General features: G+C 61.6%; 18 protein-coding genes. 9 read left to right on the forward strand and 9 right to left on the reverse strand.

The annotated features are described in order from the left end of the window. The first annotated feature begins 33 nt into the window (after nucleotides 1-33). The 4 genes from ATN37_RS24345 to ATN37_RS24360 all read left to right on the forward strand — a co-directional run bounded on the left by ATN37_RS24345 (nucleotide 34) and on the right by ATN37_RS24360 (nucleotide 4,497). Nucleotides 34-978, forward strand: a complete 945-nt coding sequence (locus ATN37_RS24345; RefSeq protein ID WP_081558530.1) for a D-cysteine desulfhydrase family protein — start codon at nucleotides 34-36, stop codon at nucleotides 976-978. After that, nucleotides 975-1,832 carry an AraC family transcriptional regulator gene (locus ATN37_RS24350; protein WP_218695711.1) on the forward strand — a complete coding sequence of 286 codons (858 nt, stop codon included), beginning with the start codon at nucleotides 975-977 and terminating at the stop codon, nucleotides 1,830-1,832. Before ATN37_RS24345 ends, ATN37_RS24350 begins: the two co-directional genes overlap by 4 nt. 94 nt (nucleotides 1,833-1,926) lie before the next feature. Then, on the forward strand, nucleotides 1,927-2,910 hold the full coding sequence (locus ATN37_RS24355; RefSeq protein WP_030536016.1) for an ABC transporter substrate-binding protein: 984 nt from the start codon (nucleotides 1,927-1,929) through the stop codon (nucleotides 2,908-2,910). Between the two features lie 420 nt (nucleotides 2,911-3,330). Further along, nucleotides 3,331-4,497 (forward strand): alkane 1-monooxygenase, encoded by a 1,167-nt coding sequence (locus ATN37_RS24360; RefSeq protein WP_030536015.1) that lies wholly within the window; start codon nucleotides 3,331-3,333, stop codon nucleotides 4,495-4,497. Nucleotides 4,498-4,533: 36 nt separating this feature from the next. Here the strand turns inward: ATN37_RS24360 and ATN37_RS24365 are convergent, their stop codons facing one another. Both ATN37_RS24365 and ATN37_RS24370 read right to left on the reverse strand, forming a co-directional pair. Then, nucleotides 4,534-5,481, reverse strand: coding sequence for a nuclear transport factor 2 family protein (locus ATN37_RS24365; RefSeq protein WP_003943020.1), 948 nt, complete (start codon nucleotides 5,479-5,481; stop codon nucleotides 4,534-4,536). Nucleotides 5,482-5,483: 2 nt separating this feature from the next. After that, nucleotides 5,484-6,122, reverse strand: a complete 639-nt coding sequence (locus ATN37_RS24370) for an NAD(P)-dependent oxidoreductase (RefSeq protein WP_054782165.1) — start codon at nucleotides 6,120-6,122, stop codon at nucleotides 5,484-5,486. 167 nt (nucleotides 6,123-6,289) lie between these two features. Here ATN37_RS24370 and ATN37_RS24375 point away from each other — a divergent pair, with 167 nt between their 5' ends. The 3 genes from ATN37_RS24375 (at nucleotide 6,290) to ATN37_RS24385 (ending at nucleotide 8,619) form a co-directional block, all read left to right on the forward strand. Further along, a complete protein-coding gene (locus tag ATN37_RS24375; RefSeq protein WP_218695712.1) occupies nucleotides 6,290-7,261 on the forward strand; it encodes a serine/threonine dehydratase in 972 nt (323 codons plus the stop codon). Between the two features lie 58 nt (nucleotides 7,262-7,319). Further along, entirely contained in the window at nucleotides 7,320-7,721 is a 402-nt protein-coding gene (locus tag ATN37_RS24380; protein ID WP_020971062.1) for a hypothetical protein, read from the forward strand. A 61-nt stretch (nucleotides 7,722-7,782) separates the two neighbouring features. After that, nucleotides 7,783-8,619 (forward strand): DUF1206 domain-containing protein, encoded by an 837-nt coding sequence (locus ATN37_RS24385; RefSeq protein ID WP_003943056.1) that lies wholly within the window; start codon nucleotides 7,783-7,785, stop codon nucleotides 8,617-8,619. A 19-nt stretch (nucleotides 8,620-8,638) separates the two neighbouring features. On the opposite strand, the gene ATN37_RS24390 is transcribed toward ATN37_RS24385, so the two are convergent. From ATN37_RS24390 to ATN37_RS24400, 3 genes are all read right to left on the reverse strand, one after another. Next, entirely contained in the window at nucleotides 8,639-9,946 is a 1,308-nt protein-coding gene (locus ATN37_RS24390) for a serine hydrolase (protein ID WP_218695713.1), read from the reverse strand. 82 nt (nucleotides 9,947-10,028) lie between these two features. Next, nucleotides 10,029-10,766 (reverse strand): SDR family oxidoreductase, encoded by a 738-nt coding sequence (locus ATN37_RS24395; protein ID WP_042446245.1) that lies wholly within the window; start codon nucleotides 10,764-10,766, stop codon nucleotides 10,029-10,031. Further along, entirely contained in the window at nucleotides 10,763-11,467 is a 705-nt protein-coding gene (locus ATN37_RS24400; protein WP_218695714.1) for a TetR/AcrR family transcriptional regulator, read from the reverse strand. Before ATN37_RS24400 ends, ATN37_RS24395 begins: the two co-directional genes overlap by 4 nt. A 173-nt stretch (nucleotides 11,468-11,640) precedes the next feature. Here ATN37_RS24400 and ATN37_RS24405 point away from each other — a divergent pair, with 173 nt between their 5' ends. Then, the gene (locus tag ATN37_RS24405; protein ID WP_218695715.1) at nucleotides 11,641-12,414 is read left to right on the forward strand and encodes a DUF4190 domain-containing protein; all 774 of its coding nucleotides are present in this window, start codon (nucleotides 11,641-11,643) and stop codon (nucleotides 12,412-12,414) included. A gap of 13 nt (nucleotides 12,415-12,427) precedes the next feature. On the opposite strand, the gene ATN37_RS24410 is transcribed toward ATN37_RS24405, so the two are convergent. The 4 genes from ATN37_RS24410 to ATN37_RS24425 form a co-directional block, all read right to left on the reverse strand. Continuing rightward, complete coding sequence (locus ATN37_RS24410) at nucleotides 12,428-12,976, reverse strand: SMI1/KNR4 family protein (protein ID WP_228401412.1); 549 nt, start codon at nucleotides 12,974-12,976, stop codon at nucleotides 12,428-12,430. Between the two features lie 99 nt (nucleotides 12,977-13,075). Then, nucleotides 13,076-14,437 carry an HNH endonuclease signature motif containing protein gene (locus tag ATN37_RS24415; protein ID WP_218695716.1) on the reverse strand — a complete coding sequence of 454 codons (1,362 nt, stop codon included), beginning with the start codon at nucleotides 14,435-14,437 and terminating at the stop codon, nucleotides 13,076-13,078. A gap of 119 nt (nucleotides 14,438-14,556) precedes the next feature. After that, nucleotides 14,557-15,468 carry a cation transporter gene (locus ATN37_RS24420; RefSeq protein WP_116057607.1) on the reverse strand — a complete coding sequence of 304 codons (912 nt, stop codon included), beginning with the start codon at nucleotides 15,466-15,468 and terminating at the stop codon, nucleotides 14,557-14,559. Nucleotides 15,469-15,540: 72 nt separating this feature from the next. Continuing rightward, the gene (locus ATN37_RS24425; RefSeq protein WP_007735269.1) at nucleotides 15,541-16,239 is read right to left on the reverse strand and encodes a haloacid dehalogenase type II; all 699 of its coding nucleotides are present in this window, start codon (nucleotides 16,237-16,239) and stop codon (nucleotides 15,541-15,543) included. 110 nt (nucleotides 16,240-16,349) lie between these two features. On the opposite strand from ATN37_RS24425, the gene ATN37_RS24430 reads away from it, so the two are divergent. Next, nucleotides 16,350-17,687 (forward strand): amylo-alpha-1,6-glucosidase, encoded by a 1,338-nt coding sequence (locus tag ATN37_RS24430; RefSeq protein ID WP_042449890.1) that lies wholly within the window; start codon nucleotides 16,350-16,352, stop codon nucleotides 17,685-17,687. Nucleotides 17,688-17,709 lie beyond the last annotated feature (22 nt).

The following is a 17,709-nucleotide window of genomic DNA, read 5'->3' on the forward strand; positions in this document are numbered from 1 at the left end:
CCTGTAGGTGCACGGTCGAACTAGACTCGTCAAATGTTGAGTTCCGCCGTTCCGCCGATCAGCTTGGGCAGTTGGCCGACGCCCGTCGAACCTCTGGCGCGTTGCGCGCAGGCACTCGGATTGGGGCCGGAAGATCTGTGGATCAAACGTGACGACGTCACTGGCCTGGGCGGCGGCGGCAACAAGATCCGAAAGCTGCAGTACACCTGCGCTCAGGCTTTGGCCGTCGGCGCGACGACTCTGATCACTACCGGTGCACCGCAAAGCAATCACGCTCGCTTGACTGCGTCGGCAGCAGCCCGTTTGGGATTGCGTTGTGTGCTGGTGCTCGGTGGTGCCGAGCCGGAATCCGCGCAGGGAAATCTCGTTCTGGATGCACTCGCGGGCGCTGAGATCGTCTGGGCCGGTGCGGACACGGCATCCGCGCTCGACGCCGCGGTGCAGGCCGTCGCGGACTCGGGCGGTGTACCTTTTGTCATTCCCTTCGGTGGTACCAGCGCGGTGGCTGCGCAGGGATACGTGGACTGCGCACGCGAGATCGAACAGCAACTCGCCGGCGTCGATCGCGTCGTGGTTGCACTCGGATCGGGTGGAACGATGGCAGGCCTTGTCGCGCATCTGGGCGTCGACAGAGTTGTGGGCGTCGACGTCGGGGCTGTTGCCGACCCGGTGTCGACTGTCGCTGGGTTGTTGGACGATATGCCTGGTCCGACCGCGCGAGCCGCAGATCTTCAGATCCTGCGAAACCAAGTTGGACAAGGATATTCGACGCTCACGGAAGCATCAGCCGGCGCGATCCGATGTTTGGCTCGTACTGAGGGCATCTTCCTCGACCCGACGTACACCGGCCGAGCCTTTGCGGGATTGATCCAACTCATGAAGGACGAAGCCATCACGGCGGGATCAAAAACGGTCTTCCTGCACACCGGTGGGTTGCCTGGCCTGTTCGGACATCCCGAACTGTCGACGCTGCGGTGAGCGAGCAGATCGACTACCCGATCAGCAGTCCGCTCGACGAACTGTCCGAGTGGCAACGCGTCGTTCGACCGCTGCGCGTCAGTGCCGACGGGTACTTGCGGTTGGCGACCAATCGGCTGGCCGTCGATTCCGACTTCACGTGGGAGATGCACCGCCACAGCGATCACGAATTGCTGTGGGCGATCGACGGTGTTCTCGAGGTCCGTACTCCGGAGACTGTGTACACGGTGCCGAGCGGAGTCAGTCTGTGGATCCCGTCCTTTGTTCCCCACGAGGTGACGGCGCGCAGCGGCACAGAATTGTCGTGCACGTGGTTGGTGGCATCCGATGTGACCGGGTTGGATCGCGTGGTGGCCTTGTCCACTCCTCCGCTGCTCGAACAAGTACTCGATCACCTCACCCGAGACGACCTGACCGACGCGGCTCGTCGACGAGCCGAGGCGTTTGCCATCGACCTCGTCGAACCCGTTCCGCGACTGATTTTCGATGTACCGCTGCCGACGACGCCGTGGCTTCGGCAGATCGCAGATCAGTTGGTCGCCAGCCCGGCCGACACCCGATCGGTCGAGGAGTGGGCCACCGACGCGAAGGTCAGTACGAGGACTCTCACACGAAGGTTTCCGGCCGAGACCGGATTGACCTTCTCGGAATGGCGTATGCGATTGCGGGCTCATCACGCGATGCAACTTCTGGCACTCGGTCGAAGCATCTCGTTTGTGGCGCGGAAGCCGGGTTTTCGTTCCGAAAGCGCGTTCGGTGCGGCTTTTCGTCGAACGATGGGCGTGACACCGGGGGAGTTTGCAAGCCTGATCGATCATCCGCGCGCGCCAATGACCGATTGGCTACAGGACTAGTCCGAACAGCGACTCTAAGCGCCTCGATCGGACTTGTGCCGTGCCGCAGAATGAAATTAGGGTTGGCTAAACAATCACCCTGTAGGAGTTCTGCGTGCGCGCAATTCGATCATTTTCTTTCGGTTCCAGAGTCATCGCAGCGGCGGCGGTTGCCGTCGTAGGTGCGATGGTGGTGACCGGCTGTTCCTCGTCGTCGGCCGACTCCGAGCAGACGGACGTCCGGACCGTCGCGTCGGCGTACGGGGACATTGAGGTGCCGGTTTCACCTGAGCGCGTCGTCGCCGCGTCGTACGACACTCCTTGGCAGCTCATGTCCCTCGGAGTGAAACCGGCTGCTGTGCAGGACTACGGCAAGTGGATCAGTGAATTCACGCCGGAGCAGCAGGCCTTCGTCGACGGGCTCCCGACCATCGGGCCTTTCGGGGAAATGAACTTCGAAGCGATCGCTGCGGCGGATCCCGACATCATTGTCGGCGACGCCGACGAGGTGGACCAAGCGGCGTTCGACCGTCTGTCCGGCATTGCACCCACCGTCATCGTCAAGGGAGAGAGCCGAGGCGACTGGAAGAAGATCACCACCGAGCTTGCTGAGGCAATTGGCAAGACCGACGTGCTCGAGTCGACGCGGACTGCTTACGAAGAGAATCTCGAACGTGTCCGTGGCGAGTACGCCGACGTGATCGCGACCAACAAGTGGATTCACATTTCACTCGGAGACGCGCCCGGCGCTTTCTCGGTTCAGCAGCCCACCGGTGCGATCGGCAATTTGGTGGTCAACGAACTCGGATTGGCGTACGGGCCCGGTGTTCCGACCAATTACACCGATGCCGGATACGCGTCCTATCCGATGGAGCAGTTGGCCGACATCCTGAACGGCGTAACGGTCGTGCTGTATCCGCTGAACGCGGACGGGTCGACCAGTGCGGCGGTTCAGGCGGTCCTCGACGACAACCTCTTCACGAGGCTGCCGGCGGCGCAGGCCGGGCACGTCTTCGGATTGCAGTCGAGCGTCACAGACTTCGTGACCGCGAACGGTTGGCTGAACGAAGTGAAAACGAAGGTGTTTGCAACGCTCTGACGCTTGCTCACCTTTTCACTGCGTGCCCGCAACTGACCAGTTGAGGGCGCGCAGTCTTTTTGGTCGCCACTACGAGCGGAAATCCTGTCCTCTGCTTATGATTTCTGTCACTGCCGGTTACCGTTACTTCGACGAGGGCGACGCGGTTCAACCTTGCCTTGGCAGGGATCATCGATCCTCGGCGACGTGCGGAGGTGGTCGCCATCCCCGCAGATCCGTGGGGTATTTTGTCCGTATCTACTGTCGGGGTGAGCAGTGATGTGCGGGGGAGTTTTTGGTGAGTACAAGCGCTCGTGCCGTCTTTCGAGCAGGGCGCTCTGGATTTCGGGACCATACCCGTCCGGACATTAGTTCTGGTTTGCTGAGCGTGAACGGTGCGTGGGGCGAATCGTTCGAGGGGACGAAAGGCGAGATCGGCGAATGACAGCGACTTCCGACGCACGGCGTACCGAATCGAACGCTGTCCAGAACACCGACTCGCCGTCCGGCGAAAATCCGCGCTGGCGCGACCGCAAGAGGTACCTGTGGCCGCTCGGATTGCTGATTCCACTCAGCCCGTTCATCTCCTGGTTTCTCGTCGACAACCTTCGTCTCGGATTGTTCTGGGCGACCGGCGCGTGGCTACTGGTCATCGTCATCCCGATCATCGACATGCTGGCCGGTGAAGACGGCGAAAGTCCGCCGGACGATGCGATCCCACGACTGCAGAAGGACCGCTACTACCGCTGGTGCACTTACGCGTTCCTCCCCTTGCAATACGCCGGTCTGGTCTTCGCCTGCTGGTGCTGGATCAACGCTCCGATGGGAATCGCGGAGAAGATCGCGATGTCGTTCACGGTGGGCGTCGTCGCCGGCGTCGGTATCAACGCGGCCCACGAGCTCGGCCACAAGAGCGAGAAGATCGAACAGTGGCTCGCGAAAGTGGCGCTTGCGCAATCTCTGTACGGGCACTTCTACGTGGAACACAATTTCGGCCACCATGTGCGTGTAGCTACTCCGCAGGACCCGGCCAGCTCACGGTTCGGTGAGAGCTTCTGGAGGTTCTTGCCACGAAGTGTGTTCGGCGGGCTGCGTTCGGCATGGCGCATCGAGAGCGCTCGACTCCAGAGGAAAGGCAAACGAACCTGGAGCTTCGAGAACAATATTCTCAACGCTTGGGCGATGAGTGTTGTCCTCTTCGCGACGCTGATCGGTATCTTCGGTTGGGAGGTCGCGCCCTGGCTCCTGCTGCAGGCAGTTGCCGGATTCACCTTCCTCGAAGCCGCGAACTACCTCGAGCATTACGGCCTGCTGCGTGGCAAGCGTGCCGACGGCTCGTACGTTCGCTGCAGCCCCGCTGACAGTTGGAACAGCGATCACGTCGTGAGCAATCTGTTTCTCTACCAACTGCAGCGGCACAGCGATCACCACGCCAACCCGAAGCTGCGGTACCAAAGTCTGCGTAGCGCGGCCGAAGCGCCGCAACTTCCGGCCGGCTACGCAGTGATGATCGTGATCGCGTGGATTCCACCGCTGTGGCGCCGGGTGATGGATCAGAGATTGTTGGACTACTACGACGGCGACACAGAACGAATCAACGTCGGCTGATCCGCATCCCTCTCTGAACTGTTCGGAGTTGTCGTCTCAGCGACCGTCGTCCCACACGGTGTTGCCGCTTGCAGTCGTCGACGGGTAGTCCTGGACGGCGTCCCAATGCTCGACGATTTTGCCGTTCTCGTCGAATCGGAAGATGTCCATCGAGCCGCTGCCGGCCGTTCCCTCACCGGACGAAGCGAAGGTCTGAACAAAGACGAAGTCGCCCTCGGCTACCGTCCGTGGAAACTTGGTGGCCTTGTCTCCGGTAACGGGTTCGATCCCGGCCAGTGCGGTGACAAATGCGTCCTTGCCGTCAGCGAACGAGGGGTTGTGCTGGGTGTAGGTCGGACCGACCAGCTGGTCGGCAGCCTCGGCGGCTTTGCCTTCGTTGAAGGCGAGCTGCAGGAACGTCAACGCGTTGGCCGTGTTGCGCTCCAAGACTTCTGACGACTTGGACGGCGACGAGGTGGGTCCGTCGAACATCGTGTTCGGATTCGCGGACGTTTCCGGCACGTCTTGAATGGCATCCCAGTGTTCGACGATCTTGCCGTTGTCGACGCGGAAGATGTCGAATACCGCCTGGCCGCGGTCGCCGGGTGCAGACGTGGTGTGGGACTGGAGGGCAACCAGATCGCCTTCGGCGAAAACGCGAGTGATCTCGGCATGCAATCCGGGTGTGGCCTCGACGTAACCGCCTATGCCGCTGACAAATCCGGCTGCCCCATCGGCGGCGGTGGGGTTGTGTTGGATGTAGACGTCGCCAAGGTACCGGTCGGCGGCTTGCTGTACCTGACGGCCGTTGAACGCCAGTTCGTAGAAGTCCGTGACGACGGTCTTGTTGGATTCGAGTTGATCGCCCTGTTCGGCAACAACGCTCGTGGACGTCGTAGAACTGCTGGGCGTTGCGGATTCCGCGTCGTTGGAGCACGCGGTGAGCAGGAGTGCGGCGGCAGCGGGAACAGTGATCCAGGCTGCGCGCCTACGGAGGTTGCTCATGTTCAGTGTGCGACGGTGAAACGCTGGCGACGGTGGGCCGGAGTTTCGATCTCGTCGACAAAAGCATGGGCGTAGTCTTCGCCCGCGATGGCGGAGTTGCCCTCGGCGTCCGTCAGGAGAATGTCGCCACCCAACTGGAACGATCCCTTCGGGGCGACGCCGGCATGGGCACCGAACGCTGCGGCCGGGCTCACGTAGAACCAGTCGACATTGCTGTCGGTCGCGCGGAGCGCATCGAGGACGTCGGCGTGAGCGAGTGCCTCACCCTTGTATGCGTCCGGGAAGTCGGGGGTGTCGACGACGCGTGGCCCACCCTCGGAGACCAACAGGCTGCCGGCGCCACCGACTACGGCAATGCGAGCACCGTTGCGTGCGGCGGCATCTGCGAGGGGAGTGACGGCGTCGAGCAGGCGCTTGCCGTCGATCTCGCGGGCGGGGATGGCAACGACAACGACGTCGTTGTCCGCCGTGACCTGCTCCACGATCGTGTTGTCGTGAACGGAACCCTGCACGACATTCGCCTCGGTTCCGGACTGCACACTGCGGGCGACGACGGTCACCTCGTGGCCGCGTGAAGTGGCTTCCTTCGCGATTGCGCTTCCTGCAAAACCGTTTCCACCGAATACTGCGATCTTCGACATGGCGTGTGCCTTTCCTCGATGTCGTCGTTGTGCTTGTAGTAGTAAATTTATTCACCCCGAGGTGCATTGTCTCGGTCAGATGCGGGCATTCCTTGGTGAAAAACAGACATCATGATGACGATGGGCCGACTGCTTCGGGTCGACGTTGCGAACCGTAGGGTTGGTACATGACTCTCACCGCCGACAACAATGCAGGCCCAGTGGCAATCGAGCGCTCGGACGTCGAAGCTGCGCGGACTCGTATCGCAGGTTTGGCGCGGCGTACTCCGATCTTTCGCAGTGCGCTACCGACGCCACAGGGTGAGGTACCGGTTCTGTTCAAGCTCGAGTACCTCCAGCACGGCGGTTCCTTCAAAGTGCGCGGCAGTCTCAATGCAGTGGAACGAGCGGTCGCCGACGGCGCCATGCCCGATGCCGGCGTGGTGATCGCGTCTGGCGGCAACGCTGCAATCGGGGCCGCGTGGGCAGCGCGGCGACGAGGACTCACCTGCACAGTGGTGGTGCCGGAGACAGCGCCTGATGCCAAGGTGAAGGCTCTCGGAGAGTTGGGTGCAACCGTTCACAAGGTAGGCGACCGGTATGCACTCGCTGCTGCCGCTGCGGCGGACATCGCACGCACCAGCGGTGCGCTCGAACTGCATGCCTACGACCTGCCCGACATCGTCAGTGGGGCCGGCACCATCGCTCTCGAGCTCGAAGACGACGCATCCGGACCGATCACGTATTGCGTTGCAGTCGGCGGCGGCGGATTGGTCTCTGGAATCGTCGCGGCGGCTCGTCCCGAAGATCACGTGGTAGCCGTCGAGCCGACCGGGGCTGCCACCTTGCGCACCTCGCTCGATGCGGGGCGTCCGGTGGATATCGAAGTGAACAGTATCGCCGGAGACTCGTTGGGGGCTACACGAATTGGTGCCATCGCCTGGGAGACACTGCATGAGAGTTCGGTAGACAGTGTTGTGGTCGAAGATGATTCGATCCGGCAAGCGCGGGCATTCCTGTGGCGGGAGTTCCGGATTCTGGTGGAGTTGGGAACCGCGGCAGCATTGGCTCCGGTTCTGAACGGAACGGTGTCGCCGCCGTCCGACGGTGAACTGTGCGTGGTTCTATGCGGAGCCAACACACATCCGACCGACCTGTAATTTCAGCGTATTTGTTTGCCTGCGTGTGAGAAAGTCGCAGGTGGGTACCTCTCGCAGTATGAGTACCAGCAGCATTATCTGGATAATTGTTGCCGTGGTCGTGGTGATAGCGATCGTGGCCGCACTCCTGTGGGTGGCGCGAAACAGGCGTGACGAGCGTCGTCACATCGAGGCAGAACAGATCCGCGAAGACGTCGCAGACAAGTCACTGCAAGTAGGCGAGCGCGAGGCGCGGGCAGAAGAGACAGCAGCCAAAGCGCGCATGGTGCAGGCAGAGGCCGACGCCAAAGCGGCGGAAGCGTCTGCGCTGCAACATCATGCAGCGCAGCATCGGAAAGAGGCGACGAGTTCTCGCGAGGAACTGAACCAGCAACGAGATCATGCAGACACGATCGACCCCAAGGTTCCCAACCCCGAAGAACCGCGGTCGACGCCGGATCAGAACCCTCGAAACCCTTGATCTCGAAACACTTGATGCAGGCGTTCGAGGGAAGCGTCTGCCCGTATATGGTTCGACGATCATGATGAATAAAGAATCGTCACCGCACGACCAGAAGAGCGTCGCGTCCACGGCGGCTGACGTCGCACAGAACAATGTCTTCGAGCGCTTTGCCCGTGCCGGATTCGTCGTCAGCGGTGTGGTTCATCTGCTGATCGGATATATCGCGATCCGCCTTGCTCTCGGTGGATCCGGGTCTGCGGACCAATCGGGTGCGATGGCCGAGTTGGCAGGAAAGCCAGGGGGTGTCTTCGCTCTGTGGGTCGGCGTCGTGGCCTTCCTTGCCATGGCGTTGTGGAGATTGGCCGAAGCTGCGTTGGGAAGCTCGTCGTCGCCGTCCTCTGACGACAAGAAGAAAGAGTTCTTCAACCGCGCAAAGGCTCTGGGCATTTCGCTCGTCTATTTCGGTTTTGCGTTCACTGCATTCGGATTCGCCCGCGGTAGCGGGAAGTCCAGCAGCGGTCAGAGTGCGGGGATCACGGCGCGTTTGATGGAGAACACGCTTGGAACTATCGCATTGGTGATCGGCGGGATCGCGATCATTGCCGTTGGTGTGTACCACGTGTACAAGGGCGCGAGCCAGAACTTCCTCGATGATCTGAAAGGCACACCCAGCAACTTCGTGCGCCGACTCGGAACCGTCGGGTACGTCGCCAAGGGCTTGGCCATCGCTGCAGTCGGCATTCTGGTTCTTCTTGCGGTCAACAGTTCCGAACCCGGCAAGTCCTCCGGACTCGACGGAGCGTTCAAGACGCTGGGCGCGCAGCCGTACGGAGTGGCGCTGCTGATCCTTGCCGGATTGGGCATCATCACCTACGGGCTCTACTGCTTCGTGATGGCGCGCTCGACGAAGATGTAGCGCCTGTAGGCAAGTGGGCCTATCCGAATGACCCGGTCTGGAAGCCGACGTCGCTGCCCGACGAACTTCCCGTCGAGCTACCGAATATGGGTCGTCTCGGAACCAGATCATGCATCAGGTTCACGGCTGCAGGGTCGATCATCGCCGCATTTCCACCGTTCGCCAGAATCGTGATCGACCAGCCGCTGTCGGGAACCAGCAGGGTGATGCAGTTGGATCCCGAGCTGTCTCCGTTTTTCTTGGCGAACCGTTGTGGGAAGTTCGGCGTCGGGGGTTGGAGCTGCCACGCCATTCCCATTCCGAATGCAGGATTCTCCGGAGCTTGCGTGTCGATCTGCTCGAGCATCGAGGTCAGGACTGGTTTGAGCGGGTTGTTTCCGTAGCCGAGAGTTGTTGCAGCCCAAATCGACATGTCCTCGGCGGTGCTGACCAGCCCACCCCCTCCTGCGATCGCACCCGTGTTGTTCCACAGAGGCGCTCGTGTGCCGTCGAGGTGGTACGGAACGGCAAGGTCGGTTGCTTTGGTCTCGATCACGGTACCCATCATCCCGAGCGGGTCGGTGATTTCGCGGGCGACTGCCGCCGCGAATGGTGGCTTCTCTTGTCCCGGAATGATTTTGTCGGCCATGAATGTGCCGAGCAGTCCGAACCCGAAGTCCGAGTACAGCCAGTGGCTACCGGGGGCGAACTCCAAGGCGCCGGCGTCTTGGAGTCCTTTCCAGAGCATATTTCTGGTGTACTTCGCCTTCTCGTCCGTGCACGATCGTGTGGGATCGGCACACCCCGCCGAAAGATTGGGCGGGTCGTCGCTCAGGCCGGAACGGTGGGTGACCAGTTGGCGAAGCGTGATCTCCTCGCCGCCGATGCCTTTCGGCAGCGGGTTGCCATCCGAATACTTGCTCGCCAGGTCGTCCAATCCGACTTCTCCCCGAGCGATCAGTTTCGCCAGTAGTGCAGCGGTGAAGGTCTTGGTCTCCGAGGCGATCTCGAATTGCGTTCGTGGAGTGACTCTCACGCCGTTTTCGACGTCGGCCTGGCCGTAGTGGTACGTAGTGGCGACACTCGCCTTGCGGTTCTTCTCATCCGGTTTGACGATGGCGAAGGCAAGGCCGGGGACTCCGCTGTTCAGCAGTGCCTCTGCGACGCGTTGCACCGCTTGGGCTTCAGCAGGATCGCCGACCCGCGAACCTGGATTGGGTGCCGTGGGGCCGGCGGCGCCGGCGGTCGAGGAGGTCGCGAGGGTTATGACCGCGGTTGCCGCCAGCCCTGCAACGCTGATGAACTGTCGTCGTGACGTCCGGGCGGACCCTCGATCCTGGTTATCCATTGTTTGCACATTACAACCAAAGTCGACTGGTTTGACTGTTTTGTCGGAATTGCCAAGGTGTGGTCCTTAGGCGATGGTTTCGCTAAATCACGCCGCCGTTGACGTAGATGACCTGGCCATTGACCCAACGAGCTGGGCCGGCGAGAAATGCGACAGCCTCCGCGATGTCCATCGGTGTGCCGAGGCGTTCCAGGGGAGCCAGCTTGGACAGGTTCTCCACTGTAGCTTCGTCTTTCCCGTCAAGGAACAGATCGGTGGCCGTGGGGCCTGGGGCTACGGCGTTGACCGTGATATCGCGTCCCCGTAGCTCTTTCGCGAGAACCAGAGTGATCGCGTCGACAGCACCTTTGGTGGCGGCGTACGCGGCATAAGTCGGAAATGCCAGCTTCTTCACGGAGGTGGAGAAATTGATGATCGCACCACCGCGCCGGACACGTCTGGCTGCCTGCTGGTCGACCACGAAGGTCCCTCGGACGTTGGTCCGATGCATCCGATCGAAATCGTCGAAGTTCAGTTCTGCGACGGTGGAGAGAATCATGATTCCGGCCGCATGGACGACGACGTCGATGCCCCCGAACTCCTCCTCGACCGTATCGAACAGGGCCGCGACTTCACCTTCGTCGGCGACGTCCGCATGCACCGCTATGGCGCGACCGCCCGCAGCGACGATGGCGTCAGCTGTTTCCTGGGCGCGTTGAATGTTTCCTGAATAGTGCACGGCGACAGCCATTCCGTCGGCGGCGAGCTTCTCGGCAGTCGCTCGCCCGATGCCGCCGGAAGCGCCAGTGACGATGGCGACGCGGGTGGTGGTGTCAGTCATGATGTAACTCCTGAACTGGTTTCGGTTGCATCGGACAGCTTGCGAAGCCACTCTCGTAGTAGGCCGACTTCGTTGGCGGAGAGAGAAGTTGAATCTGCGGCGGCCAGTTGGGCGTCGAGAGTAGATGCAACTCTGTTGAGTGTGGTTTCCGGGTGGGCGCCGGATTCGTCGATGATGGACGCGAAGATTCCGTCGCGAACTCGCTGTGACAGCGTCGGATCGGGGTACTGTTCCGGCCTGACGACGAGCATCAGAGCGACGCCCGCATTGGCGGACATCACCATCTGCGTAGCCACGTCGACCGATACGGTCAGAACACCTGCCGCAGCGCATCGTTCGAGAACGGATCGAAGTAGCGCCTGGGCCTGCAGGGCGGTGTCGGCGCTCTGGGCGGAAGGTGAGTGCATCAAGCGGTAGTGAGCCGGATGCGCGAGCGCGAAGGCGGTGTGCGCATCCCAGCCGGCCCGTAGATCGGCAACGGGGTCATCGGAAGGTGTCGCAGCCCGTTTGCCTTCGAGGTATTCGAAGAAGCCCGCCTCGACGACGGCTGCGAGCAGACCGTCCTTGTCGCCGAACTGACGGTAGAGCGCGGGGGCGCCGACGCCGGCCATCTCGCACACGGCGCGGGTGGATATGTCGCCGTTGGGGGAGGTGTTGAGCAGCTCGGTTGCCGCGGCCAGAATCTTTGCTCTCGAACCCATGGAAACAACGCTAACACAAATATGTAATCGTTGCTATCGCCGGTTTGGTCGTGCGAACGAACTACAGACACAGGCGCCAGAACTTGATCAGATGAGTGAGCCGGTCCGGCCACGGTTCTGTGTGGAGTGAGCTAGAGCCGTTCTGTTCTCACACTCTGAACGAAGGAATCCTGGTGATCGACTCGGAAACTACTGTTGCGCAGAATAATTCGCATTCCGGTTATCTGGGGTGGATTCTGCGGGTCATCAGTGTCGTGGCGTGCGCTGCGGTTGCAACGGTCGTTGTCTCGCTGACGCTCGGGCCGCCATTCGCGCGGGCCTGGGCACAGTGGGTTGCTCGTCATCTAGGTGGGGACTTCGAGACGGGAGTCGTTGTCGGATTTGTGACTGGGCTTCTGGGCACCGCTGTGACTTTGTTTGCAGCGCTGATGAGTTCGTTGGCGTGGCGGCGACGCGGTGGCCCGGCATTGTCGCTTGGTGTCGGTGCCATTGCCATGCTTGCCGTTATTCCTGGCGCAGTGAATTTGAGTATCGCGGTCGGTGCAGCAGGATCCGGTGTGAGGGCGGCGGGGAGGATCCTCGACGTCGACGGGCCGGCGTTTCGTGGAGCCTGGATAGCCGGATCTGTGGCGGGGCTGTTGCTGTATATGGCCGCGGCGCTGCTGTTAGGGAGGAGCCTTCGTTCGACGTTCGGGCCTGTCAGGCAGGTGGCGGCGCCGCTCCCTGGGGTGGTCGGCGGCACGAATGCCTTGGCCATCGTCGCACTTGTACTTGGAATCTTCGGTGGAGTTCTTGCTATTCCAGTGGGGCATGTGTCGTTGAACCAGATTCGCCGTTCCGGCGAAAGTGGGCGCGGATTGGCAGTGGCCGGACTCGTTCTCGGCTATCTGTCCCTGGTCGTCGTCGTAGGTTTCGTATTCGTGGCTGTGTCCGCGGCCTATCGATAATTTGGGTCGCGCGTCAGAGTTGGGTGGGCTGGAGTGGCTCGATGTCGGAGGTGCGAGGTCCGAACAGGCCCATAGCCCGGGTGCGAATGGACGGTAGTGCTTCGTGGATGCTCCCGCCGAGGCGGTGGAGAGAGTTGAACGAGCGTGATTCCCAAACCGGAAACTCTCCGTCGGTGTCGCGTGATGCTGTGTCCCACAGGAGGGCGTCACCGTTTTCGCTCCATCCGAAAACCTGCAGCGAGTCGGGGAGTGACCAATCGCCGTCGGGTTCGATCATCCAATCGAACTCGTCATCCTGTCCTTCTCTGTAGACCGAATGAAGATGGGCGGTGAGGTTGCGGGCGCGCCCTTGCCAGCCGTCGGCAAATCCGGGAAGGACGGGCGGATAGATGAGCCAGAGTCCGAAGGTCCGCGCCCAACCTGCGTGCCTGATGAATGCGCGATATGAATCGGGGAAGCCCTGCCGGTCGGGAAATCGATAGGAATCCATAAGGGCAAAATCGATATGCGCGAGCGTCGGTCGGCCGTCTACCGTCAGCGCGTTGGTTCCCTGTGCAAACACACGCTCAACGCTAGCAATAGGGGACACCGTGCCGCCCTTTCCGGCTATCGAAGCACGCCGGAATGGGTCACCGAGGCGTGTGCTCGGTGACCTCCGGGTTCAGAGTCGTGTGGTGGAGCGGCGGGGTTTCCGGTCGGGGTCGATGCCCGGTGGTGGGATGAACCAGGGCAGGTGATCGGTGCCCATTCGGATTTCCCATTTGCCGGTGAATCCGGGTTTTCGGTGCATCAGGGTGTGGTGGGTTCGGCAGAGTAGGACCAGGTTGTCCATGACGGTTGGTCCTCCTTTGGCCCAGTGTTTGATGTGGTGGGCGTCGGTCCAGGCGGGGACGCAGTCGCAGCCGGGGAAGGCGCATCCTTTGTCGCGGGCGATCAGGGCGGTTCGTTGTGCTGCGGTGACAAGCCTTTTGAGTGGGGTGACGTCGAGTGGGGCACCGTTTTCGTCGAGGAGGACGCTGGAGAGCATGCAGTCGCAGGCGATCATGCGGGTGCGGCCGACGCTCAGTGGTCCCATCCAGGGCATGTGGCCGACATCGAGATCTTGTTTGTCGAGATCTTGGAAGTCGAGATCGAGCATGCCGGGATCGTCGTCCTCGGAGGGGACAGGTGTTGAGCCATCACTCGTTGTGGCGCATTCACGGTGGTAGGCCAGGTCTTTGGCGTTGATGTGCACGTTCAGGTGTGGGCGTTGGCCGCCGTCGATGCCGGTGGCAGCGTTGTCGAGGTAGCGCCGGATGAGTTCTGCCATGGCGTCTGCGTTGCGTGTGGCGGCGGGTCGTTTGTCGGGTGTGCCGTCTTCGGCGGGGGTGGGCATGGAGAGGTTGGAGAGGGCGGAGAGAAGCATTTCGCCGGTCACTCCGTCGAAATCGCCTCGGACGGCGACTCTTCCGTTGAGGGTGGGGGAGATGCGCAGTTCGTTGCGGTCGGTGTCTTCGCTTGGTGGTGGGTCGTCGGATTCGAACATGTGCTCGAGGACGCTGATGGCGTAGCGCAGTTTGACGGTGGTTGCTTCGGTTCCGGATGCTGCGGCGAGGAGTGTGTCGCGGCAGTACGGTAGTGCGGCGTCGGGCATTGCCTTGGGTGGGGATTCGCAGAACGCCACGATCAGTGCTGCGTGCTCGAAAGTGAGGTCACCGGCATCGAATTGGTCTTCGATCTCGGGAAACGACCGTAGCGCTTTGCCCAGGGCTGCGATTCTTCTGCCGGTGGAGATCTGCAGCATGGTGTGGTTCGCGAGCCATTGTCCGGTGCCGCGGTAGCAGAGTACTTGTTCGTCCGGGTTCAACGTCAGGGTGTCGACGGCGGCCACTCGAATGGCTTCCAGGCGAAGGATTTCCGCTGACGCGGTGATGGCGATCTCGCGGACGTCGCTGGGGTGAAGCCGCCACAATCGTCCGCGCACACCCACAGCGGAGTTGTTGACCACGTCGGTGACGGCATCGTCGGTGATGTTGATCGTCATGAGAACCCCCCGTTCCACCTCCCATCATACTCGAACATACTTTCGAGTCAAGGGCTTTTTCGAGAAGGTGAGGTGGGCCCGGCCGTCGTGATTCTGTTGTTCGAGAGCAGATTCCGTCGCTAGAGCATCAGCGCCGGATCTGTAGTCAGTTCGATGTTCAGCCACGGTTCGTAGGGGAGATCGGCGAGGCTGGTGGCGAACGAGCGTCGTACTGCGTCTTCACCGTCGATGTCCCAGCTGTGTGGCGCGACCATGAACGTCGCTTCGACATACAGCTTGCGACCCACCTTGCTCATGGTGAGAGTCGGTTCGTCCAAACCGAATTCGTCGCGGACGACGGCGATGGCATCGTGCACGCGGGCCTGAACGTTTTCGCCGGGAGCACCTTCGAGGAGTTCGATCAGTGCGGTTCGCAGAAGTGCGTACGGTTGCGGGACCAGCATCGCGCAGCCGAGGAGGACCAAGACGGAGTCGACATATCGGTCGGCGTCGGAGAAATCGTTGCGGCCCAGGATCATTGCGACGACAGCACCGACTGCGACCAGCGCGCTGAAGGCAGCCGACGCTCCCCATTGCCTGGCTTCGGCGACGAGCAGATCAGATGTGCGGTCGACTTGTCCGACGTAGCGCCAGATGATGATCGACACCACTGCGCTGACAGCGCCGTATGCCACCAGAGACCCCGCGGTGACGTCGGCTCCGCCCGCGAGGATGACACGAACTGCCTCGACTGCGGCGTAGGCGAGCGTCGCCAGTAGTGCCATGCCCTGGACAGCGATGACGACCGGGATCAATGCCTCCTTTCCGAACGGGAAGCGTGCGGTGGGGCCCGAGTCGGCTATCCGCGAGACCCGCAGTGAGATCGCCGTCAACACCATTCCGATGAGGGCGTACACACCGTCGAGCAGGATCACCTGGGACTGCGAGATCCAGCCCCAGAATGCGGCGAGCACAGCCAACGCCGTTGCGACCACGAGCGAGTACCGCAGGGCCTTGCGTTCGCGGGTAGCGCTGTCTTCCTTGGTGCCCATGAATTCCAAACCGCCTGTCCGTTTCGATATTCCTTCACGTAGGAATACCAGCAACGACGCGCAGGCACGGGATCAGTGGACCAATTGCGCTGCCAGATCGAGAAAGTCCTCGGCGTTGATGTCGAACTCGTCGGAGAAGGACACATCGGGATTGCCCCTGGCTCCGAATTCGAGTGGTCGAGCTATGAAGGCTGTGCGGAATCCGAGAGCTTTGGCCGCCCGGATGTCATATTTGTGACTGGCAACCATCATGATCTCGGCCGGGTCGTACCCGAGATATCGAGCGGCCAGGTGGTAGATCTTCGGATCTGGTTTGAAGACGCCGGCCATTTCGGCAGTGAAGACGGCATGCCATGGCAGATTTCCGTGCCGGGAGATGCTGACTGCGGCATTCACGTCGGCGTTGGACAAGGCAGCGATTGTGTACTGCTGGCGCAGGGTTGTCAGGCCGGCGACAGTGTCGGGCCACGGGTCCAGGAATTTCCAGGCGGTGGTGAGTTCTTCCTGTTCGGCATCGGAAAGTTCGATGCTCTCGCGGGCCAACAGCTTGCGCAGAGCCTCGCGGTACACCGAATGTACTGTCACCCATTCGCCTGTGGAGTCGTCGGCCTCGGAGGTGTTCGCGAAGTACTCAGCGCGCCAGAGATTGACGAATCTTGGCCAGTCCACGTCGGCGTCGGTGATTCGACGGGCCTCTCGGCACAGTGTGCTGTGAAAATCGGTCGCTGTGCCCTGGACGTCGAACAGCAGTGCTTTGATCTTCTCGCGCACTAGGCCTCCACTCCGAGATCACCTGACGGACTTCCTTCATTATTGCGGCTGCGGCGCCGGATTCGTGCTCGGTGAGCGCAAAGGCTCGACGCGTCGCAAAATAGACATCTATGGCAGACCGCGGATTTACCCCAACTCAGCTCGCCGCCCGAGCTGCCTACTTGCTGCGCGGAAACGACCTGGGCACGATGACCAGCGCTGCCCCGAAGCTGTATCCCCACATGTGGAGCTGGGACGCCGCGTTCGTGGCGGTAGGTCTGGCGCCGCTCAGCGTCGAACGGGCGGTAGTAGAGCTCGATACCTTGCTCTCGGCTCAGTGGAAGAACGGAATGATTCCGCACATCGTGTTCGCGAACGGTGTCGACGGCTACTTCCCCGGCCCGACGCGGTGGGATGTCAATGCGTTGGCAGCGCATGCTCCTTTGGGTACCGCTACATCGGGAATCACCCAACCCCCCGTTCACGCGATCGCGGTGCAGCGGATTCTCGATCATTCGCGTCGGCACGGACGTACGACGCGTGCGGTCGCGGAAGAGTTCCTCGACCGGCGCTGGAGTGATCTGGTTCGGTGGCACCGGTGGTTGGCGGAGGCCCGCGATCTCGACGGCAACGGCCGTATCGCGCTCTATCACGGGTGGGAATCTGGGATGGACAACTCTCCGCGTTGGGATCTGGCGTACGCGAATGTTGTTGCGGGACAAGTGCCTGCGTATCAGCGTGCTGATCTCGCTGTGGTGACGGACCTGTCTCAGCGGCCCACGGATAACGAATACGACCGCTACCTTTGGCTTCTCGAAGAGATGAAGGCCGTGCGGTACGAGGATTCTCAACTCGCCACTGCCATGAGTTTTGCCGTCGAGGACGTGTTTGTCAGTGCGGTTTTCTCGATGGCATGCGACGTCTTGGCAACTATCGGTGAGGAGCATTCGCGGCCGAACTCCGACGTCCGTGATCTGCGCGGTTGGGCAGATCGATTCCGGCAGGGCGTGATTGCTACCACCGATGAACGATCAGGTGCAGCAAAGGATTTCGATCTTCGCACCGGGCGATGGGTTCATACCGAAACCATCGCGATGTTTGCGCCGTTGCTGTGCGGCGGCCTGAGCCGCGATGCCGAGCGCGCTCTGTTGCGCACTTTCGAGGGGCCCAAATTCTGTGGTCACCCGGACATGCGGTTTGCTGTCCCACCGTCGACGTCTCCGGTTTCCGGCGATTTCCGCCCGCGGGAGTATTGGCGTGGCCCGGTGTGGCCGGTGATCACGTGGTTGTTCTCGTGGGCGTTCGCGCGTCGGGGGTGGGCCGAGAGATCGCACGTGTTGCGTTCGGAGGGTTTGCGGCAGGCCAGCGATGGCAGTTTTGCCGAATACTACGAGCCTTTCACCGGTGAGCCGCTGGGCAGTATGCAACAGTCGTGGACCGCTGCGGCTGTTCTCGATTGGCTCGGTTGAGTGAACATTCCTTGAATTAGGG

The organism is Rhodococcus sp. MH15 (genome assembly GCF_019266045.1).
Classification (GTDB): domain Bacteria; phylum Actinomycetota; class Actinomycetes; order Mycobacteriales; family Mycobacteriaceae; genus Rhodococcus_F; species Rhodococcus_F qingshengii.